The following is a 19493-nucleotide window of genomic DNA, read 5'->3' as shown; positions in this document are numbered from 1 at the left end:
TCAGGCCACGCTCAGGCCGATCTCGTCGTAATCGAGCGCCCACACGTCGTCGAGCGCGATCTCGTCGCAGTTCGGCTGCGTGCCGCCGCGGTCGACGACGACGAAATCGCTGACTGCGTCGAGCGCGAGCAGCGGATGATGCCAGACGCCCTTCGCGTAGTTCACGCCCTGCCATCCCTGCGCGACGAACGCGCGCATCCGCTCGGGCCGGAGCTCGCCCGCCGGCGCGACGACGATCAGATAGCGCGACACCGCCGCGAGCGGAATGAACGCCTGGCTGCCGAGCGGATGCCGCTCCATCATCGCGACCTCGACCGGCAGCGTGCGCGGCTGCGCGCGGAACAGGCTCACGAGCGGCCGGCCGCCGTCGTCGACGACGTCGATCGACGCGAGATCGTGAAACCGCTCGGTCGTGCCGCCGTTGATCGGAAAATGCCGCGCGCCCTCGAGCGCGATCACGTCGCCGAACGGCGCGAACGCATCGCGGGTCAGGCGCTCGACGCGCAACGTGTGACGGGTCGTCATCTGCGTCTCCTTCAGGCCGTCAGGCCAGTTCGCCCCACAGACGCAGGCGCGAGACGCCGCCGTCCGGGAACAGGTTGAAGCGCACGTGCGTGACCGGGCCGAGCGCGGCGAGCTGGTCGAACACGTGCACGTTGTCCATCGACAGCTTCTGCTCGCCGAGCAGCTCGGGCCAGAACATCGCCTGCGTGACGAGCGAATCGTCGGTGCCGCCCGCGACGTGCGCGGCCTGAATCGAGCAGCGATCCGGGAAATTGCCCTTGAAGAACGCGGTGTCGACCTCGACGCGGCGGACGATGCCCGGCCGCGCGAGCGCGATGATCGCCCAGTCGTTGCCCGGCTCGCGACGGCGGCGCGTTTCCCAGCCGTCACCCATGTTCGCGCCGCGGCCCGGCATCAGGATGTTCGCCGCCGCGCCGAAGTGCTGGTTGTTCGCGGTGACCACGTAGCCGCCGTTCTCGGTCGCCGCGAGGTCGATCAGCTCGCCCTGCGGCGCGCGGCTCCAGTCGCGCTGCGGCTGGCCGTACACGCGCAGCCGCGCGAGGCCGCCGTCCGGATACAGATTCACGCGCAGATGCGTGTACGCGCGCGCGTCGTCGATCGCGACGTAGTGATGCTGGTTGCCTTGCAGCGTCGTCGCGGGGACGATCGTGTGCCACTCGGCATCGTCGGACGGTGCGTCGCCGTCGGCCGCGCAGGCCTCGATCGACGCGGCCGGCGGGAAATTGCCGGTGAAGTGGCTCGTGTCGAGATCGACGCCGTGGATCACGCCGGGCCGCGCGAGGCGGATCACGCAGAAATCGTGGCCGGTCGTGCGCTTGCGGCGCGTTTCCCAGCCGTCCATCCACTTGCCGTGATCGTCGTACTTGCCGGGGATGAACACCGCCGGCTCGGGGTTCAGCATGCGCTCCTTCGGCGCGAAGAACTCGTCGCTCGCGTACAGCGCCTGCGCGCCGAGCCGCGGATCGGCAAGGTTCATGTAGCGGCGCGTGAAGGCGGGTGCGTTCGGATCGAGAATCGGGGCGGCCATGTCGTCTCCTGTGTCCTGTGAATGCCGTGTCATTGCGGCTGAAATTCGGGCTGAAATTCGGGATGAAGCGCAAGCGCCGGCGCGCATCGCGCCGGCGGGAATGGGATCCGGGTTCAGATCGCGTGGGCTTCGTCGCTGGCGAGCGTATCGGCGGTGTCCATCTCGGCCGGCACGTACAGCAGCTCCTGGTTCAGCACGCGCTTCGCGCGGGCCTTGTCGATGTCGTTCTCCCACACCGCGACGACGACCGTCGCGACGCAGTTGCCGAGCAGGTTCGTCAGCGCGCGGGCGATCCCGACGAACCAGTCGACCGGCAGGATCAGCACGAGGCCGAGCACGGGAATCGCCGGAATCGCCGACAGCGTCGCCGCGAGAATCACGATCGCCGAGCCGGGAATCCCGTGCGCGCCCTTCGACGTCAGCAGCGACACGAGCAGCACGACGATCAGGTCATGCATCGACAGCGGCGTGTTGGTCGCCTGCGCGATGAACAGCACCGCGAGCGTCAGGTAGATCGAAAAGCCGTCGAGGTTGAACGAGTAGCCGGTCGGGATCACGAGGCCGACGGTCGAATCCTTGATGCCCATGAATTCGAGCTTGCGCATGATCTGCGGCAGCACGGCATCCGACGACGCGGTGCCGAGCACGATCGACAGTTCCTCGCGCAGGTAGCGGATCAGCTTGAACACCGAGAAGCCGGCGAGCCGCATCACGAGGCCGAGCACGACCGCGACGAACACGACGCAGCTCAGGTAGAACACCGCGACCAGATAGCCCATCTGCTTGAGCGACGCGACGCCGTACTGGCCGGTCGTGAACGCGATCGCGCCGAGCACGCCGAGCGGCGCGAGCTTGATGATGAAGCCCATCACGCGGAAGAACACGTGCGACAGTTCGTCGACCAGCGACGTCACGCGCTTGCCCTTCTCGCCGAGCAGCGACAGCGCGGAGCCGAACAGCACCGAGAACACGAGGATCTGCAGGATGTCGCCCTTCGCGAACGCGTCGAACGCGGTCTCCGGGATGATCTTCAGCAGAAAGCCGGCCGTGTCGTGCAGGTTCTTCGCGTTCTTCGCGTAGGACGCGAGCGACGACGGATCGAGCGAGCTCAGGTTCACGTTCATCCCGGCGCCGGGCTGCGTCAGGTACGCGAGCGCGAGGCCGATCGCCAGCGCGACCGTCGTCATCACCTCGAAGTACACGACCGACTTCAGGCCGACCCGGCCGACCTTCTTCAGGTCGCCCGCGTTGGCCATCCCGTGCACGACGACGCAGAACACGATCGGGCCGATCACCATCTTGATCAGCTTCAGGAAGCCGTCGCCAAGCGGCTGCAGCGAAACGGCGAAATGCGGGAAGAATGCGCCGAGCGCGACCCCGATGATCAGGGCGATGACGACTCGGCCAAATAACGAATTCAGGAATTTCGACACGGTTTTCTCCGGTCAGGCGGTTGGTCAGACTTCCGTTCAGACTGGTATGACCAGTTCTGTTATGGCGGATAGTAGAAAGCCGATATGGTCCCGTCAAGCTCAGGTGGAATAGGGATTTCCCGACGTCCTCAGGCGCGGCAGGCGGGGCCGGGCCGCCCGCCCGACTCCTGACTTTCCCTAGGTTCCGGCCACGTGCCGCGCAGATCGCTACAATACTGGTCAGACCAGTTCAACTTGCGATCCGATCCCATGAAGAACGTTCCGCATACCGTGACCGACGCCGCGATCGCGACGATTCGCGACCGAATCGAAGCCGGCGCCTATCCGGTCGGCAGCCTGCTGCCGGCTCAGCGACAACTGTCCGAGGAGCTCGCGATCAGCCGCGCGTCGCTGCGCGAGGCGCTGTCGACGCTCGAGGCGCTCGGCATGCTGCGCATTCGCCCGGGCAAGGGTGTCTACGTCGAGAGCACGCAGGCGACGACCGCGCACGGGTGGCAGTTCGCGTCGCAATCGTCGCCGCCCGACACGTACCAGATGCGCTACGCGCTCGAAGGCTTCGCCGCGCGAATGGCCGCGCGCGCCATCTCCGAAGTCGATCTCGCGTGGTTCGAGGAGAATCTCGCCGCGCTGCACGTCGCGCTGACCGAGAACGCGCTCGACGAGGCATCGCGACTCGACTTCGAGTTCCATATGCGGATCGTCGGACTCGCCGGCAACGCGACGATCGAATCGATCCTGCGCGGCAGCGCCGACATCATGAAGGAGAGCCAGCGGATGCCGTTCTACCGGCGCGAGCTGCTGCTCACGACCTACCAGGAACATCGCGCGATCGTCGACGCGTTCGTCGCGCGCGCGCCGACCACCGCCGGCGCCGCGATCGAGACGCACATCGCGAACGCCGCGCAGCGCGCGGGCGTCTACTTCCCGACGCCCGGCGCCTGATCGCCCCCGCCGCGCGCCGGATTGCGCCCCGGATTGCGCCCCGATTCGCGCGCGCCCCCCTCTGCGTTTGCCTTGCGGCGCGCGAGCGCGCGCGGCGCATCGTACGCGTCGCGATACGCGAGCGCGCTGTCGACGAACGCGCGTGCGGCGACGCTCCGGTACGCGCCACGGCGCGTGAGCAGCGCCGCGGTTCGCGACGGCAGCGCCGGTTCGAGCTGCAGCGCGCACAGATCGCCGCTCGCGCGTGCGATCGCGTCGGGCAGCACCGTCGCGAGCCGCCCGCTGCGCACGAGCTCGAGAATCGCGCTGATCGAATTCACCTCCAATGCGACGCGCGGCGCGGCCCGGTGCTGCGCGAAATACGCGTCGATGCTGTCGCGCGTCTCGAACGCGCGGCTCAGCAGGATCAACGGCTCGTCGTGCAACGCGGCCGGCGTCAGCGGACGCCGGCGCCGCGCGTGCCGGTGCGCGCGGCCGACGACGAGCGCGAGCGTCTCGTCCCAGAGCGGCGTCGCGTCGATCTCCGGCGCGCGCGACGGCGCGAACGCGAAGCCGGCATCGAGTGCGTCGTCGGCGAGCAGCGCTTCGATGCGCTCCTGCGGCATCTCGCTGACCGTCAGCGCGACCTGCGGATAGCGCGCGTTGAACGCATCGACGAGCGAGCCGATCAGGTACGCGGTGAACGTCGGCGTCATCGCGAGCCGCAGCGTGCCGCTCGTCAGGTCCGCGACGTCGTGCAGCGCGCGCTGCCCGGCGTCGAGCTCGTGCAGCGCCGCGCGCGCGTGCCGCGCGTAGGTGTCGCCGAACTCGGTCAGCCGCACCGTGCGGCCCGAGCGGTCGAACAGCGTGACGCCGAGCATGTCCTCGAGCTGGCGGATCTGCTGCGACAGCGTCGGCTGCGACACGTGCAGCGCCTGAGCCGCATGAGTGAAGTTGCGGTGCTCGGCGACCGCGAGGAAATAGCGGATGTGACGAAGCAGCATCGCGGGCTCAACTATTGGTTTGACCAATTGACATTATAGCAAGCCAGTCTTGGACGCTATGGCCAGATTCCCGCATCATTGGCCCGGTCATTCCATCACCCGCGCAGCGCTGCGGCGCGCGCCCTCTCCGTCGATCCATGAAGCCTTCGCAATCCGTCCCTCCGACCCTGACGCGCGGCATGACGCTGCTGTTCGCATGCGCGTGCGGGATCGTCATCGGCAACATCTATTATTCGCAGCCGCTTCTCGCGGCGATCGCGGGCACGTTCGGCCACGCCCCGTCCGATCTCGGCTTTCTCGTCACGCTGACGCAGCTCGGCTACGCGGCGAGCCTGTTCCTGATCGTGCCGCTCGGCGACGTGCTGAACCGCCATACGCTGATCGTGCGGCTGCTCGCGATCAACGTGCTCGCGCTCATCGCGGTCGCGTGCAGCACGAACTATGCGGTGTTCGTCGCCGCGAACATCGGGCTCGGCTTCGTCACGTGCTCCGCGCAGCTGCTCGTGCCGTTCGCCGCGTCGCTCGCCGACGAGCGCACGCGCGGCCGCGCGGTCGGCACCGTGATGAGCGGGCTGCTGCTCGGGATCCTGCTCGCGCGCGTCGTGTCGGGCGTGGTCGCCGACTGGCTCGGCTGGCGCGCGGTCTACGTGCTCGCCGCCGCGATGGTGGCCGTGCTGACCGCCGTGCTTGCCGTGAAGCTGCCGAAGGATCGCCGCGACGCGCGGCTCGACTACCCGGCGCTGATGCGCTCGCTGACGTCGCTCGTGCGCGCGCAGCCGCTGATCGCGCTGCGCTCCGCGTACGGCGCGCTCGTGTTCGCGTGCTTCAGCCTGCTGTGGACCGCGCTGACGTTCCTGCTGAGCCAGCCGCCGTACGGCTTCAGCGAAGGGAAGATCGGCCTGTTCGGCATCGCCGGTGCACTCGGTGCGCTGGCGGCGACCTCGGCGGGCCGGCTCGTCGACCGTGGCCACGGCAACGCGGCGACCGGGCTGTTCGGCGCGGCCGTGCTCGCGTCGTTCGCGCTGCTCGCGGCGGGCGCGCATTCGCTCTTCGCGCTGATCGCCGGCATCCTGCTGCTCGACGTCGGCGTGCAGGGCATGCACATCTCGAACCAGAGCGTGATCTACGCGATCGCCGGCCACGCGCGCAGCCGCGTCACGACGATCTATCTGACGAGCTACTTCATCGGCGGCGCGCTCGGCTCGTGCGCGGCGAGCATCGCGTTCAGCGCCGACGGCTGGCGCGGCGTCTGCACCGCGGGCGCGGTGCTGGCGGGCGGGGTCGTCGCGCTGTGGGCCGCGACGCAGCGCGGCGGCGCGCGGCAAGCCGCGCAGTAACGCAAGCGGTGCGCGAACGCGGGCGGCGCGAGCGGTGCGCAAACGGTGCGCGAACGCGCGCGTCGCGCGCGCCGGCGATGCCCGCCGCCGCGGACAAAAAAACGCCCGGCGCCGACTTCACGTCGGGCCGGGCATTGCGCCAGGGCCGCGCGGCGGCGGCCCTGGTGTGATACGGCGCGTAACTTCCGGAAACTTGCTTCGGAAGACTTACTTCGCGTTCGCGAGCGCGATCGCCGTATCGAGCATGCGGTTCGAGAAGCCCCACTCGTTGTCGTACCAGCTCGACACCTTGACGAGGCGGCCCGACACCTTGGTCAGCGTCGCGTCGAACGTCGACGAAGCCGGGTTGTGGTTGAAGTCGATCGACACGAGCGGCGCGTCGTTGTAGCCGAGGATGCCCTTCAGCGCGCCTTCCGACGCTTCCTTCATGATCGCGTTGACTTCCTCGACCGTCGTGTCGCGCTTCGCGATGAACGACAGGTCGACGACCGACACGTTGATCGTCGGCACGCGGATCGCGTAGCCATCGAGCTTGCCGTTCAGTTCCGGCAGCACGAGGCCGACCGCGGCGGCGGCGCCCGTCTTCGTCGGGATCTGGCTGTGCGTCGCCGAGCGCGCGCGGCGCAGGTCTTCGTGATAGACGTCGGTCAGCACCTGGTCGTTCGTGTACGCGTGAATCGTCGTCATCAGGCCGGTTTCGAGGCCGATCCGGTCGTTCAGCGGCTTGACCATCGGCGCGAGGCAGTTCGTCGTGCACGATGCGTTCGAAATCACCGTGTGCTCGGCCTTCAGCACGTCGTGGTTGACGCCGTAGACGATCGTCGCGTCGACGTCCTTGCCGCCCGGCGCCGAGATGATCACCTTCTTCGCGCCGCCCTTCAGGTGCGCGCTCGCCTTTTCCTTCGTCGTGAAGAAGCCCGTGCACTCCATCACGACGTCGACGCCCAGGTCGCCCCACGGCAGTTCGGCCGGGTTGCGGTTCGCGAGCACGCGGATCTTGTCGCCGTTGACGACCAGGAACTCGCCGTCGACCGACACTTCGCCCGGGAACTTGCCGTGCGCGGTGTCGTACTGGGTCAGGTGGGCGTTCGTCTTCGCGTCGCCGAGATCGTTGATCGCGACGAACTCGAGATCGTGCTTCTTGCCGTTTTCATAGAAGGCGCGCAGCGTGTTGCGGCCGATGCGGCCATACCCGTTGATTGCAACGCGAATCGTCATGTCTATCTCCTGAGGGCTGAAAAAAATTCGTTTCGTGCCTTCACCGCGCGGCGCGCGCGCCGACACGCGCGCCGCCGGCCGGCCCGCCCGGAGGCGAGCCGTGCGGCTTACGCCAGAACGGACTTCGCCGTCTCGACGACCTTGTCGACGGTAAAGCCGAAATGCTTGAACAGCACGCCTGCGGGCGCCGATTCGCCGAACGTGTCGATCCCGACCACGCCGCCGTCGAGGCCGACGTACTTGTGCCAGAAGCTCGTCACGCCCGCCTCGATCGCGACGCGGCGCACGCCGTGCGGCAGCACGTGTTCGCGATACTCGGCGTCCTGACGGTCGAACACCGTCGTCGACGGCATCGACACGACGCGCGCGGCGATCCCCTGCTGCGCGAGCGGCTCGACCGCCTTCATCGCGAGCTCGACCTCGGAGCCGGTCGCGATCAGGATGATCTTGCGCGCGACGATCTCGTCGTCCCAGTCGCGCAGCACGTAGCCGCCCTTCTCGACGTTCGCGAGCTGCGCGTCGGTGCGCGGATTGAACGGCAGGTTCTGGCGGCTGAAGATCAGGCTCGACGGGCCGTGATGCGCGATCGCGTACGTCCACGCGACGGCCGTCTCGACCGTGTCGGCCGGACGCCACACGTCATGGTTCGGGATCAGGCGCAGGCTCGACACGTGCTCGATCGACTGGTGCGTCGGGCCGTCCTCGCCAAGGCCGATCGAATCGTGCGTGAACACGAAGATCGACGGCACCTTCATCAGCGACGCGACGCGCAGCGCGTTTCGGCTGTAATCGGAGAACGTCAGGAACGTGCCGCCGAACGCCTTGTAGCCGCCATGCAGCACGAGGCCGTTGAGCGCGGCGCTCATCCCGAACTCGCGCACGCCGTAGTTGATGTGGTTGCCCCACTGCACGCCAGCGCCGTCCTTGTTCGCGCGGACCGGCTTCGACGCCTTCCAGTTGGTCAGGTTCGAGCCGGTCAGGTCGGCCGAGCCGCCGAGCAGTTCGGGCAGCACCGCGGCGAGGCCTTCGATCGCCTGCTGCGACGCCTTGCGGGTTGCGACCGTCTCGCCACGCTCGTTCGCGCCGGCGACGATCGCCGCGGCCTTCTGCGCCCAGTCAGCCGGCAGCTTGCCCGCCATCCGGCGCTCGAACTCGGCCGCTTCCTGTGCGTATTTCGCGCGATATTCGGCGAATTTCGCGTTCCACTCGCTTTCGCGGCGCGCGCCGTCTTCCTTCGCGTCCCACGCCGCATAGACTTCCTGCGGAATCACGAACGGCTCCCACTTCCAGCCGAGCGCTTCGCGCGTCTTCGCGATTTCTTCCGCGCCGAGCGCCGCGCCGTGCACGTCGTGGCCGCCCGCCTTCGTCGCCGCGCCCTGGCCGATCACCGTCTTGCAGCAGATGATCGTCGGCTTGTCCGACAGCTTCGCCTTCGCGATCGCCGCGTCGACCGCGTCGACGTCATGGCCGTTCACGTTCGGGATCACGTTCCAGCCGTACGCCTCGAAGCGCTTCGGCGTGTCGTCGTGGAACCAGTTGACGACGTCGCCGTCGATCGAGATGCCATTGTCGTCGTACAGCGCGATCAGCTTGTTCAGCTTCAGCGTGCCCGCGAGCGAGCAGGCCTCGTGCGAGATGCCTTCCATCAGGCAGCCGTCGCCGAGGAACACGTACGTGTGGTGATCGACGATCTTCGCGCCGTCGCGGTTGAATTCGTCGGCCATCAGCGCCTCGCCGAGCGCCATCCCGACCGCGTTCGCGAGGCCCTGGCCGAGCGGGCCCGTCGTCGTCTCGGCGCCCGGCGTGATCCCGTATTCCGGATGGCCCGGCGTCTTCGAATGAAGCTGGCGGAAATTCTTCAGCTCGCCGATCGGCAGGTCGTAGCCGGTCAGGTGCAGCAGCGAATACAGCAGCATCGAGCCGTGGCCGTTCGACAGCACGAAGCGGTCGCGATCGGCCCAGTGCGGGTTCGCCGGATTGTGCTTCAGGTGGCGCGACCAGAGCGCGACGCCGATCTCGGCCATGCCCATCGGCATGCCGGGGTGGCCGGAGTTCGCTTGCTGGACGGCATCCATCGCGAGCGCGCGGATCGCGTTGGCCATCAGGGTGGTGGAGGCGGGAGACGAAGTCGTCATGTCGAGTCCGGAGAACGAGTCGAAAAAGGGCACGTGCGATATCCGGAAGCTCGCGCACGCGACTCCCGGCGCGCGAGGCGGCGCCTGCGGGACGCGGAGCGGACGGAGCCGACGGATGAGGCTGCAAAGCCTGTCATTTTAGCAGATGGCCCGGCAAACCCCGCAGCCGCGTCGCGCAAGCCGGGGTTTCCCTGTCCATCTTCGCGCCCCCTATAATTGAGGGATTCGAACTGCCTCCCCCCGCCCGGCTTGCCCGTGAGCACCACGCTTCTGTTCCACCCGACACCCGACGCCGCGTATGGCTTCCCGAACGCGCGGCGGCTTGCGCACGTCGCGTCGCCGCATCAGCGGATCGAGGTCTGGGAGACGCCGCAGCTCGGCCGCCTGTTCACGCTCGACGGCCGGCCGATGACGTCGGTCGGCGACGAATTCATCTATCACGAGTGCATGACGCATCCGGCCGCGCTCGCGCATCCGTCGCCGAAAAAGGCGCTCGTGCTCGGCGGCGGCGACGGCGGCGCCGCGCGGCAGTTGCTGAAGCACGCGTGCATCGAGCGGATCGTCGTCGCGGAACTCGACGGCGACGTGATCGGGATGGCGCGCCGCTATCTCGACGACGTGCACCAGGGCGCGCTCGACGATCCGCGCGTCGAGGTCGTGATCGGCGACGCCGCGCGCTACGTCGACACGACCGTCGAGCACTTCGATCTCGTCGTGTTCGACCTGACGCCGCCCGACTCGCCGGCGGCCGGCCTCTACTCGCGCGACTTCTATCGGCACCTGAAGCGGATTCTGACGCCGTGCGGCGCGATCTCGATGCATCTCGGCTCGCCGCACTTCCACGCGCCGCGCATCGCGACGCTGCTCGCCGATCTGCGCGCGTGCTTCGCGGTCGTCGATCCGCTGTCCGCGCACGTGCCGCTCTATGGCTCGATCTGGCTGATGGCGATCGCGAGCGACACGCTCGAACCGGCGTCGCTGTTCGCGCACGATGTCGAGGAACGGCTCGTCGATCGCGGAATCGAAGGACTACGTTATTACGACGCGCGGCTGCACGCGGCGCTGTTCGCATTGCCTCGCGCGCTGCGCGATACACTCGGCGTGCGTCGCTGAAACGCGGCGCACCGCCTCGCACGGAGAACCGTTTGATGACCGACCCGCGTCCGGCCGACATGCCGTGGTTGACGCCCTATCTGACCGTGCGCAACGCGCGCGCGTCGATCGCCTTCTACCAGGCCGCGTTCGGCTTCGCGTTGCGCGACGTGCACGACGAGGACGGCGCGGTCATGCACGTCGAAATGACCTATCGCGGCCAGATGATCGTGATGTTCGCGCCCGAGGGCGCGTTCGGCTCGACCGCGATGACGCCGAAAAGCGCGGGCGCGACGGCGCCGCAGTCGTTCTATCTGTACGTCGACGACGTCGATGCGACGCACCGGCGCGCGCTCGACGCCGGCGCGAAATCGCTGACCGAGCCGCAGGACCAGTTCTGGGGCGACCGCTTCGCGCAGATCGAGGATCTCGACGGCTATCGCTGGGCGCTCGCGCGCCGTCTTTCCGCATGAGCGCCGCGAGCACGACCGCGGCGGTGCCGCGCTTCTTCGTCGACGCGGCGCTACGCGCGGGCGACGTGCTCGCGCTGCCGCCCGACGTCGCGCGTCACGCGCACGTGTTGCGGCTGCAGCCGGGCGACGCGCTCGCGCTGTTCGACGGCAGCGGCGGCCAGTATCGCGCGGAGCTCGTCGAGATCGACAAGCGCGCGGCGCTCGCGCGGCTCGACGCGTTCGAGCCGGCCGACGCGGAGCCGCCGTATCGCGTGACGCTCGCGCAGGGCATCGCGGGCGGCGACAAGATGGACTGGGTGATCGAGAAGGCGGTCGAACTCGGCGCGGCGGCGATCATGCCGCTGTCGACCGCGCGCGGCGTCGTGCGGCTGTCGGGCGAACGCGCGGAGAAGCGCGTCGCGCACTGGCGCGGGATCGTGCGCGCGTCGTGCGAGCAGTGCGGGCGCAACCGCGTGCCCGACGTCGCGCCGGTGCAAGGCTACGACGCGTGGCTCGCCACCTTGCCGGACGCACCGGCCGACGGCGAGCTGCGACTGCTGCTGTCGCCGCGCGCGAGCATTCCGTTCGCCGCGCTGCCGGCCGCGCCACCGGCCGCGCCCGTCACGCTGCTGATCGGCCCGGAAGGCGGGCTTGCGCCGGCCGAGGAAAACGCGGCGCGCGAACGCGGGTTCACCGCGGTGTCGCTCGGCCCGCGCGTACTGCGCACCGAAACGGCCGGCGCCGCGGTGCTCGCCGCGCTCGCCGCGCGCTGGGGTGGGTGGTAAGCGGTCATAAGCGGCCGTAAGCGGTACCAAGCGCCCCCCCGGCCGGCGAACGCGCGCGAAAAAGCCCGCACGTGCGGGCTTTTCTCACCTCTTTCGCGGACTTCACGCGCCAAATCGCGTGAAAGCGACCAAACGTGCCGCGCGAATGTGCCGCGTGAATGTGCGACTTCGTGGCCGCGCGGGCTTACGCGAACGAATAGAACACGCGGAACGCGACCTTGCGCTCGGCCCAGAACTCGGCGGCCTCGCGGAACACGTCGAGCAGCGTCTCGCGCCCTTCCTTGTCGAATTTCTGCACGATCGGCAGCGCTTCGAGGACGATCACGAAGCCGGGCTGTTCACCCGCCTTGTGGACGAGATCGGTCAGGCAATCGTACAGCGCGTCGTAGTTCTTGCCGAAATGCTTCGGGAACAGGAACGACGTCGAAATCGTCTCGAGCACTTCCTGCTTCGATTGCGCGGCGCCGCAGAACGCGTAAAGAAAATGCTGGCCGAGGCGGCCGGCTTCGTCGGCGAGATCCTGCACGCGGAAAGCACGAATCGACTGCACGAGATTCGGTCGCACGGTCGCGAAAAGGCTCATAGGCTCCTCATTCGATGAAGACCCCTCCGTACCGGCCTGCGCCGGCACGTCGCCGGTCTGGGCCGCCACGCGCAATTGCATGACGCGCTGGAACAGGTTGCCGTCGCCGGCCGCGAACAGTTCCGCCGCCGCCGACGTATCGTGCGCGTAAATCGAGTCGCTCATGCCGTTCATCCCGAAATCATTCAACTATGCGTTTGAAACTGTTGTAGTGGTCGTCGGTGTAATAACAGTTGTCGATCCGACGCAGCGGGCCGCCGCAGACGATCCGGCGGGCGCCGCGATTGCGCGCGCGCGGCGTCGGCACCGTGTACTCGTGGTAAAAGCCGCGCCTCGCCTTCGGCAGCGCACGCTCGTAGTTGCCGAACACGACGCCGTCCTTGTCGTACGGATAGGGACCGCCAGCGGCGATCAGGCCCAGCGTGGTCACGGCCTCGCGCGGGAGCCGGGCGGACGGGATCGTGTCGAGCCCGGCGGTCACGTCGTACGTGACGGGTTCCCTTGCATAGGCGGCGGAAACCAGACTGCCCGTCGGCATGCCGACGTTACCCATCGCGACGATCGCGAAGACGGACGCGAGCGCGCCGTTGCGGAGCCACTTGCGTGCCATGAACCGGGGTTCCCGCTGTTAAATCAAGTAGTTGACGACCAACAAAGGTGTAAGCGTAGCGCTATTGTTCGCGCGAATCAACGCTCGTTTGGGAATTGAAAGCCGAGGGTTCGATCGAAATCAGGAATTTTCGCCCGAAATTGCACCATTTTTATCTCGCACAAGATAAAATGACGGCAGCATCTCTCGTCGGGCAAGTTCCCTGCCTCCTTGCCCCGCTCGCACACCCGAGTGGAGAGATGCTGCTGTTGCTTTGCGGGTGGCGCATGCACGCCTTACCCGACGGCGTGCCCGTTGCGGGCACGCCTCTTTTTTCTGTTTTTTCTATTTTTTACAATTTCGCCTCAGTTTCACCTCAGTTTCACCTCAGTTTCACCTCAGTTTCACCTCAGTTTCACTTAACGCACCGCATTCACGTCGGCCACGAGCAGCGCGGCCATGTTGACGATCCGGCGCACCGTCGCCGATTCGGTCAGCACGTGCACCGGCTTCGCGGCGCCGAGCAGGATCGGCCCGATCGCGATGTTGTTGCCCGCGGCCGTCTTCAGCAGGTTGTACGCGATGTTCGCCGCGTCGATGTTCGGCAGGATCAGCAGGTTCGCGTCGCCCTCGAGCGTCGATTCCGGCAGGATCTCCTTGCGCAACGCCGCGTCGAGCGCGACGTCGCCATGCATCTCGCCGTCCACCTTCAGATCCGGCGCGCGTTCCTGCAGGATCGCGAGCGTATCGCGCATCTTCTGCGCGGAAGGCGCGTTGCTGGTGCCGAAATTCGAGTGCGACAGCAGCGCGACCTTCGGCTCGATGCCGAAGCGACGCACTTCTTCCGCCGCCATGATCGTGATCTCTGCGAGTTGCTCCGGGGTCGGATCGACATTCACGTGCGTGTCGACGAGGAAGATCTGGCGGCCCGGCAGCACGAGGCCGTTCATCGCCGCGTACACGCTGCAGCCTTCGCGCTTGCCGATCACCTGATCGATGAAGTGCAGGTGACGGTGCGTCGTGCTGATCGTGCCGCAGATCATGCCGTCCGCCTCGCCGCGCACCACCATCATCGCGCCGATCAGCGTCGTGCGGCGGCGCATCTCGACGCGCGCGAGCTGCTCGCTGATCCCCTTGCGCGCCATCTTCTTGTGATACGCCTGCCAGAATTCGCGATAGCGCTCGTCGTGCTCCGTGTTGATGACCGTGTAGTCGACGTCCTGCGTCAGACGCAGCCCGTAGCGCTGAATCCGGTGCTCGATCACGGCCGGACGGCCGATCAGGATCGGCGTCGCGAGCTTTTCGTCGACGATGATCTGAACGGCACGCAACACGCGCTCTTCTTCGCCTTCCGCGAACACCACGCGCTTCTTCTCCGCCGCCGCGCTGCGCGCGATCTGGAAGATCGGCTTCATCGTCGTGCCGCTGTGGTAGACGAACTGCTGCAAATGCTGCTTGTACGCGTCCATGTCCTCGATCGGGCGCGTCGCGACGCCGCCGTCCATCGCGGCCTGCGCGACGGCCGGCGCGATCTTCACGATCAGGCGCGGATCGAACGGCTTCGGAATCAGGTAGTCGGGGCCGAACGACAGATCCTGGATCCCGTACGCGGTCGCGACGATGTCGCTCTGCTCCTGCTGCGCGAGCTCGGCGATCGCGTTGACCGCGGCGATCTCCATCTCGCGCGTGATCGTCGTCGCGCCGGCGTCGAGCGCGCCGCGGAAGATGAACGGGAAGCACAGGACGTTGTTGACCTGGTTCGGATAGTCGGTGCGGCCGGTCGCGAGAATCGCGTCCGGGCGAACCTCGAGCGCGGCTTCCGGCAGGATTTCCGGCGTCGGGTTCGCGAGCGCGAGGATCAGCGGGCGCGCGGCCATGTCCTTGACCATCTCCGGCTTCAGCACGCCGGCCGCCGACAGCCCGAGGAAGATGTCCGCGCCGCCGACCACGTCGGCGAGCGAGCGCGCGTCGGTTTCGCGCGCGAAGCGCTCCTTGTCCGGATCCATCAGCTCGGTGCGGCCCTTGTAGACGACGCCCGCGAGGTCGGTCACCGTGATGTTCTCGATCGGCAGGCCGATGTCGACCAGCAGGTCGAGGCACGCGAGCGCCGCGGCGCCGGCGCCCGACGCGACGAGCTTCACCTTCTTGATGTCCTTGCCGACGACCTTCAGGCCGTTCGTGACCGCCGCCGCGACGACGATCGCGGTGCCGTGCTGGTCGTCGTGAAAGACCGGGATCTTCATCCGCTTGCGGCACTCGCGCTCGACGATGAAGCAGTCCGGCGCCTTGATGTCCTCGAGGTTGATCCCGCCGAAGGTCGGCTCGAGCGCGGCGATCACGTCGACGAGCTTGTGCGGATCCGACTCGTTCAGCTCGATGTCGAACACGTCGATGCCGGCGAACTTCTTGAACAGCACCGCCTTGCCTTCCATCACCGGCTTCGACGCGAGCGGGCCGATGTTGCCGAGGCCGAGCACCGCGGTGCCGTTCGTGACGACGCCGACGAGGTTGCTGCGCGCGGTGAAACGCGCGGCGTTCAGCGGATTCTCGACGATCTCCTCGCACGCGTACGCGACGCCCGGCGAGTACGCGAGCGCGAGGTCGCGCTGGTTGATCATCTGCTTGGTCGGTGCGATCGCGACTTTCCCGGGGGTCGGGAATTCGTGGTAGTCGAGAGCGGCTTCGCGGAGTTTGGCTTTGGAGGATTCGGAGGTGGACATGTGTCTCGTCACGGGCGGATTAGAATACCTGGTCGGCGCATTGTAGCGCCAATCGGGGTCGGCCAAAGCTGCGATTCGGGTGCGACTGCCGCGACCAAAACAGACGGAAACGCCCGGCGCTCACCCGTGTGACGCCGTGTTCGCCCCGTACAATGCCGTCAAATCAACCGCTTCGGATTTCATCAGACGTGCCAGCCCTGTCCGAGTTCTCGCTGATCGACCGCTTCTTCGCCCGTCGCGCCGCGCGCGCGGCGAGCCCCGTCGCGCTCGGGATCGGCGACGATTGCGCGCTGATCGCGCCGCGTTCAGGCAAGTTGCTCGCCATTTCGACCGACATGCTCGTCGAAGGCCGCCATTTCTTCGCGGACGTCGCGCCGGGCGCGCTCGGCCACAAGGCGCTTGCGGTCAATCTGTCGGACCTCGCGGCGATGGGTGCCGAGCCGCGCGCGTTCACGCTCGCGTGCGCGTTGCCGCGCGCCGACGAAGCCTGGCTCGCCGCGTTCAGCGACGGCCTGTTCGCGCTCGCCGACCGCTACGGCTGCGCGCTGATCGGCGGCGACACGACGAGCGGCCCGCTCAATCTGTGCATCACCGTGTTCGGCGACGTCGACGCCGGCACGGCGCTGCGCCGCGACGCGGCCCGCGACGGCGACGACGTGTGGGTGTCCGGCACGCTCGGCGATGCGCGGGCCGGCCTCGGCGTCGCGCGCGGCGAATGGGCCGCCGGCGCGCGCGCGGCAGTGGCATTCCGTGCCGCGCTCGAGCGGCCGGAGCCGCGCATCGCGCTCGGCCGCGCGCTTGCGGGCGTCGCGCGCGCGGCGCTCGACATTTCCGACGGCCTCGCCGGCGACCTGCAGCACATCCTCGACCGCTCGAACGTGCGCGCGGAGATCAACGCCGACGCGGTGCCGCGCTCGGCCGCGCTCGCGACGCTCGCGCCCGACGTGCAGCGCCGCTGCACGCTCGCGGGCGGCGACGACTACGAGCTTTGCTTCACCGCGCCCGCCGCCGCACGCGCGGCGGTCGGCGCGGCGGGCGCGGCGGCGGGCGTCGCGGTCACGCGAATCGGTACAATACGCGCGTTGTCCGCGCCATCGGAGCGGCCCGCGATCGCGTGGCGCGACGCCGCCGGCGCGCCGCTCTCGCTGACGCTGCACGGATTCGATCACTTCCATGCCGACTGACACGACGCCTCCGCGCGCCGCGGCCGATGCCGCATCGAGCGCGCCGCAGCGCGCGAACGCGCGCTTCATGCTGTCGCATCCGGTGCACATCGTGTCGCTCGGGTTCGGCAGCGGCCTCGCGCCGTTCATGCCCGGTACGTTCGGCACGCTGTTCGGCTGGCTCACGTTCGTCGTGCTGAACCGCTATCTGACGGTGCCGCAGTGGTGGCTGGTGATCGCGGTCGGCTTCGTCGCCGGCATTGCGATGACGGGCTTCACCGCGAAGAGGATGGGTGCGGCCGGCTTAGGCACGGCCGGCTCAGGCACTGCCGGTATAGGCGCGGCCGGCTCAGGTGCGACCGGCCAAGGCGCGGCCGATCCCGGCGCGGTCGTCTGGGACGAAATCGTCGCGATCTGGCTCGTGATGCTGTTCGTCACGCCGGTGACGTTCTACGGCCAACTCGCCGCGTTCCTGCTGTTTCGCTTCTTCGACATGGTCAAGCCGCCGCCGATCCGCTATTTCGACCGTCACCTGCAAGGCGGTTTCGGCATCATGTTCGACGATCTCGTCGCCGCGTTCGTCACGCTGCTCGTGATCGCGTTCTGGCGCTCGGTCGTCGGCTGACGCCCCTACGATTTTTCCTACGCATGCCTACCGATTCCGTCGTCCATCAGCTTGCGATCCGCGCAGGCAACAAGCTGCGTGACGAGCATCTGATGCTCGCCACCGCCGAATCCTGCACCGGCGGGATGGTCGCCACCGCGATCACCGACATCTCAGGCAGCAGCCAGTGGTTCGAGCGCGGCTTCGTCACCTATTCGAACCAGGCGAAGACCGAGATGATCGGCGTGCCGGCCGAGCTGATCGAGCGGCACGGCGCGGTCAGCGAGCCGGTCGCGCGCGCGATGGCCGAAGGCGCGCTGCGCAACAGCCGCGCGCAGGTCGCGCTGTCGGTGACCGGCATCGCCGGGCCCGGCGGCGGCGGCGAGCACAAGCCGGTCGGCACCGTGTCGTTCGCGTGGAGCAACCGGCTGCATACGGCGGTGGAAACGCTCGTGTTCAAGGGAGATCGCGAGCGGATCCGCACGCAGGCGGCCGCGCATGCGCTGCGCGGCCTCATGAAGCTGCTCGACGAACAGGAGCGCTGACGCGCGAAGGCGCCGTGCTATTCTGCGCCGGCGAGCCGGCGCGCCAGTTGACTCATTCGCGAGGTCGGTTCGCGACGCTCGATCGCGAAGTCCGATCGCGAAGTCCGATCGCGAAGTCCGATCGCGAAGTCCGATCGCGAAGTCCGATCGCGAAGCCCGATCAGCGGTGCACGTTGATCGTGTCGCGGGTTTTCTGCGCGGCGAGCGCCGCGGCTTCCGCGAAATCGTCGCCTTTGCCCGCGTACAGAATCGCGCGCGACGAGTTGATCATCATCCCGGCGCCATCGGCCGTGCGGCCCGCCGAGACAGTCGCCTGCACGTCGCCGCCCTGCGCGCCGATGCCCGGAATCAGCAACGGCATGTCGCCGACGATCCCGCGCACGACCTCGATCTCCTTCGGGAACGTCGCGCCGACGACGAGCGCGAGCTGGCCGGTCTTCGCGTTCCACTTGTTCGCCGCGAGGTCGGCGACGACCTGATACAGCGGCCGGCCACCGGTCTCGAGGAATTGCAGGTCCGATCCGCCCGGATTCGACGTGCGGCACAGCACGATCACGCCTTTATCTTCGTACGCGAGGTACGGCTCGATCGAGTCGTAGCCCATGTACGGATTCACCGTCACCGCGTCCGCGCGATAGCGCTCGAACGCCTCGCGCGCGTATTGCTCGGCGGTGCTGCCGATGTCGCCGCGCTTCGCGTCGAGAATCACCGGCAGGCCCGGATGCTGCAAATGAATGTGCGCGATCAGCCGCTCGAGCTGATCTTCCGCGCGATGCGCGGCGAAGTAGGCGATTTGCGGCTTGAACGCGCTCGCGTACGGCGCGGTCGCGTCGACGATCTGTCGGCAGAACTCGAAGATCGCGTCCGGTTGACCGTCGAACTGCGCGGGAAAGCGTGTCGGCTCGGGATCGAGGCCGACGCAGAGCAACGAATTCGTGCGTTGCCACGCGGCGCGCAGCGATTCGATGAAGGTGAGCGGGGAAGACATGGCGGGTACTCGCGGCAAACCGTGGAAGGATGCGTATTTTACCTGTGTCGCATATGCCCGTTTGAGTACTCGGTCATGCGCGGGTGCGGCACGATGTGCGCCGCTGATGCGTCATGGATGCGATCCCCTCTCACCTCGATGGTCATCCGGCTAAACACTTGGGGGACTGCACGGCCCGTGCGGATGGGAGGTATCCGGAATTTCGTGTGTGAGGCGGGTTGAGACTCAGATGCCGATGTTGAATCGCTCCGGGTAAAGCAGTGCAAACTGCGTCATCGCGCCTTTCCAATCGTGCCGGGAGCCGGTCCACTTGGCAACGACGTTACGCAGGGCCAACCAGATCAGCTTGAGCGCGGCCTCGTCCGACGGGAA

Annotated in this window: 18 protein-coding genes and 1 pseudogene; 8 read left to right on the top strand and 11 right to left on the bottom strand. The window is 67.8% G+C overall.

What is annotated here, in order from left to right; translation table 11 throughout:
• From HZI36_RS22170 to HZI36_RS22160, 3 genes are all read right to left on the bottom strand, one after another.
• Window positions 1-525, bottom strand: a complete 525-nt coding sequence (locus HZI36_RS22170) for an ureidoglycolate lyase (RefSeq protein ID WP_179404821.1) — start codon at window positions 523-525, stop codon at window positions 1-3.
• A gap of 19 nt (window positions 526-544) precedes the next feature.
• Window positions 545-1552 (bottom strand): allantoicase, encoded by a 1008-nt coding sequence (gene alc / locus HZI36_RS22165; protein ID WP_179404820.1) that lies wholly within the window; start codon window positions 1550-1552, stop codon window positions 545-547.
• 113 nt (window positions 1553-1665) lie between these two features.
• On the bottom strand, window positions 1666-2985 hold the full coding sequence (locus HZI36_RS22160; RefSeq protein WP_179404819.1) for a C4-dicarboxylate transporter DctA: 1320 nt from the start codon (window positions 2983-2985) through the stop codon (window positions 1666-1668).
• A 249-nt stretch (window positions 2986-3234) separates the two neighbouring features.
• On the opposite strand from HZI36_RS22160, the gene HZI36_RS22155 reads away from it, so the two are divergent.
• Complete coding sequence (locus HZI36_RS22155; protein ID WP_179404818.1) at window positions 3235-3927, top strand: FadR/GntR family transcriptional regulator; 693 nt, start codon at window positions 3235-3237, stop codon at window positions 3925-3927.
• Here HZI36_RS22155 and cynR read toward each other — a convergent pair.
• Complete coding sequence (gene cynR, locus HZI36_RS22150; RefSeq protein ID WP_179404817.1) at window positions 3903-4910, bottom strand: transcriptional regulator CynR; 1008 nt, start codon at window positions 4908-4910, stop codon at window positions 3903-3905. The two genes, HZI36_RS22155 and cynR, sit on opposite strands and share 25 nt — an antisense overlap.
• A 137-nt stretch (window positions 4911-5047) precedes the next feature.
• On the opposite strand from cynR, the gene HZI36_RS22145 reads away from it, so the two are divergent.
• On the top strand, window positions 5048-6247 hold the full coding sequence (locus tag HZI36_RS22145; RefSeq protein ID WP_179404816.1) for an MFS transporter: 1200 nt from the start codon (window positions 5048-5050) through the stop codon (window positions 6245-6247).
• A 207-nt stretch (window positions 6248-6454) separates the two neighbouring features.
• Here HZI36_RS22145 and gap read toward each other — a convergent pair whose 3' ends face one another.
• Both gap and tkt read right to left on the bottom strand, forming a co-directional pair.
• On the bottom strand, window positions 6455-7465 hold the full coding sequence (gene gap / locus HZI36_RS22140) for a type I glyceraldehyde-3-phosphate dehydrogenase (RefSeq protein WP_179404815.1): 1011 nt from the start codon (window positions 7463-7465) through the stop codon (window positions 6455-6457).
• A gap of 107 nt (window positions 7466-7572) precedes the next feature.
• Window positions 7573-9600, bottom strand: coding sequence for a transketolase (gene tkt / locus HZI36_RS22135; RefSeq protein WP_179404814.1), 2028 nt, complete (start codon window positions 9598-9600; stop codon window positions 7573-7575).
• A 255-nt stretch (window positions 9601-9855) separates the two neighbouring features.
• On the opposite strand from tkt, the gene speE reads away from it, so the two are divergent.
• Genes speE through HZI36_RS22120 form a run of 3 tightly spaced genes read left to right on the top strand, consistent with a single transcriptional unit; the run spans window position 9856 to window position 11929 of the window.
• On the top strand, window positions 9856-10713 hold the full coding sequence (gene speE / locus HZI36_RS22130; protein WP_179404813.1) for a polyamine aminopropyltransferase: 858 nt from the start codon (window positions 9856-9858) through the stop codon (window positions 10711-10713).
• A gap of 35 nt (window positions 10714-10748) precedes the next feature.
• Window positions 10749-11165, top strand: coding sequence for a VOC family protein (locus tag HZI36_RS22125; protein ID WP_179404812.1), 417 nt, complete (start codon window positions 10749-10751; stop codon window positions 11163-11165).
• On the top strand, window positions 11162-11929 hold the full coding sequence (locus tag HZI36_RS22120; protein WP_179404811.1) for a 16S rRNA (uracil(1498)-N(3))-methyltransferase: 768 nt from the start codon (window positions 11162-11164) through the stop codon (window positions 11927-11929). The genes HZI36_RS22125 and HZI36_RS22120 overlap by 4 nt, the downstream gene beginning before the upstream one ends.
• A 184-nt stretch (window positions 11930-12113) precedes the next feature.
• On the opposite strand, the gene HZI36_RS22115 is transcribed toward HZI36_RS22120, so the two are convergent.
• The 3 genes from HZI36_RS22115 to HZI36_RS22105 all read right to left on the bottom strand — a co-directional run bounded on the left by HZI36_RS22115 (window position 12114) and on the right by HZI36_RS22105 (window position 15821).
• Entirely contained in the window at window positions 12114-12677 is a 564-nt protein-coding gene (locus HZI36_RS22115) for a barstar family protein (RefSeq protein ID WP_179404810.1), read from the bottom strand.
• Window positions 12678-12693: 16 nt separating this feature from the next.
• Window positions 12694-13122 carry a ribonuclease gene (locus HZI36_RS22110; protein ID WP_179404809.1) on the bottom strand — a complete coding sequence of 143 codons (429 nt, stop codon included), beginning with the start codon at window positions 13120-13122 and terminating at the stop codon, window positions 12694-12696.
• A 398-nt stretch (window positions 13123-13520) separates the two neighbouring features.
• Window positions 13521-15821: an NADP-dependent malic enzyme gene (locus HZI36_RS22105; protein WP_179404808.1), complete on the bottom strand. Its 2301-nt coding sequence runs from the start codon at window positions 15819-15821 to the stop codon at window positions 13521-13523.
• 152 nt (window positions 15822-15973) lie between these two features.
• Here HZI36_RS22105 and thiL point away from each other — a divergent pair, with 152 nt between their 5' ends.
• From thiL to HZI36_RS22090, 3 genes are read left to right on the top strand one after another with little or no spacing between them, the layout of a single operon-like run.
• On the top strand, window positions 15974-17005 hold the full coding sequence (gene thiL, locus HZI36_RS22100; protein ID WP_179404807.1) for a thiamine-phosphate kinase: 1032 nt from the start codon (window positions 15974-15976) through the stop codon (window positions 17003-17005).
• Entirely contained in the window at window positions 16995-17609 is a 615-nt protein-coding gene (locus HZI36_RS22095) for a phosphatidylglycerophosphatase A family protein (protein WP_179404806.1), read from the top strand. Before thiL ends, HZI36_RS22095 begins: the two co-directional genes overlap by 11 nt.
• Before the next feature lie 23 nt (window positions 17610-17632).
• Window positions 17633-18133 carry a CinA family protein gene (locus HZI36_RS22090; RefSeq protein WP_179404805.1) on the top strand — a complete coding sequence of 167 codons (501 nt, stop codon included), beginning with the start codon at window positions 17633-17635 and terminating at the stop codon, window positions 18131-18133.
• Window positions 18134-18293: 160 nt separating this feature from the next.
• On the opposite strand, the gene pyrF is transcribed toward HZI36_RS22090, so the two are convergent.
• Window positions 18294-19121, bottom strand: coding sequence for an orotidine-5'-phosphate decarboxylase (pyrF, locus tag HZI36_RS22085; protein WP_179404804.1), 828 nt, complete (start codon window positions 19119-19121; stop codon window positions 18294-18296).
• A 225-nt stretch (window positions 19122-19346) separates the two neighbouring features.
• Window positions 19347-19493: pseudogene (locus tag HZI36_RS22080) on the bottom strand (IS256 family transposase); the annotation flags it as partial.

Source organism: Burkholderia guangdongensis, from assembly GCF_013403875.1.
Classification (GTDB): domain Bacteria; phylum Pseudomonadota; class Gammaproteobacteria; order Burkholderiales; family Burkholderiaceae; genus Burkholderia; species Burkholderia guangdongensis.
Note: the sequence above shows the minus strand (reverse complement) of the source record. Positions and strands in the feature narration are given on the sequence as shown.

Coding starts and splice junctions, on each gene's coding strand:
- HZI36_RS22125 (WP_179404812.1), top strand. CDS start 10,749: ATGACCGACCCGCGTCCGGCCGACATGCCGTGGTTGACGCCCTATCTG.
- thiL (WP_179404807.1), top strand. CDS start 15,974: ATGCCGTCAAATCAACCGCTTCGGATTTCATCAGACGTGCCAGCCCTG.
- HZI36_RS22170 (WP_179404821.1), bottom strand. CDS start 525: ATGACGACCCGTCACACGTTGCGCGTCGAGCGCCTGACCCGCGATGCG.
- HZI36_RS22105 (WP_179404808.1), bottom strand. CDS start 15,821: ATGTCCACCTCCGAATCCTCCAAAGCCAAACTCCGCGAAGCCGCTCTC.
- HZI36_RS22095 (WP_179404806.1), top strand. CDS start 16,995: ATGCCGACTGACACGACGCCTCCGCGCGCCGCGGCCGATGCCGCATCG.
- HZI36_RS22155 (WP_179404818.1), top strand. CDS start 3,235: ATGAAGAACGTTCCGCATACCGTGACCGACGCCGCGATCGCGACGATT.
- HZI36_RS22120 (WP_179404811.1), top strand. CDS start 11,162: ATGAGCGCCGCGAGCACGACCGCGGCGGTGCCGCGCTTCTTCGTCGAC.
- HZI36_RS22090 (WP_179404805.1), top strand. CDS start 17,633: ATGCCTACCGATTCCGTCGTCCATCAGCTTGCGATCCGCGCAGGCAAC.
- HZI36_RS22115 (WP_179404810.1), bottom strand. CDS start 12,677: ATGAGCGACTCGATTTACGCGCACGATACGTCGGCGGCGGCGGAACTG.
- tkt (WP_179404814.1), bottom strand. CDS start 9,600: ATGACGACTTCGTCTCCCGCCTCCACCACCCTGATGGCCAACGCGATC.
- HZI36_RS22110 (WP_179404809.1), bottom strand. CDS start 13,122: ATGGCACGCAAGTGGCTCCGCAACGGCGCGCTCGCGTCCGTCTTCGCG.
- HZI36_RS22145 (WP_179404816.1), top strand. CDS start 5,048: ATGAAGCCTTCGCAATCCGTCCCTCCGACCCTGACGCGCGGCATGACG.
- pyrF (WP_179404804.1), bottom strand. CDS start 19,121: ATGTCTTCCCCGCTCACCTTCATCGAATCGCTGCGCGCCGCGTGGCAA.
- alc (WP_179404820.1), bottom strand. CDS start 1,552: ATGGCCGCCCCGATTCTCGATCCGAACGCACCCGCCTTCACGCGCCGC.
- cynR (WP_179404817.1), bottom strand. CDS start 4,910: ATGCTGCTTCGTCACATCCGCTATTTCCTCGCGGTCGCCGAGCACCGC.
- gap (WP_179404815.1), bottom strand. CDS start 7,465: ATGACGATTCGCGTTGCAATCAACGGGTATGGCCGCATCGGCCGCAAC.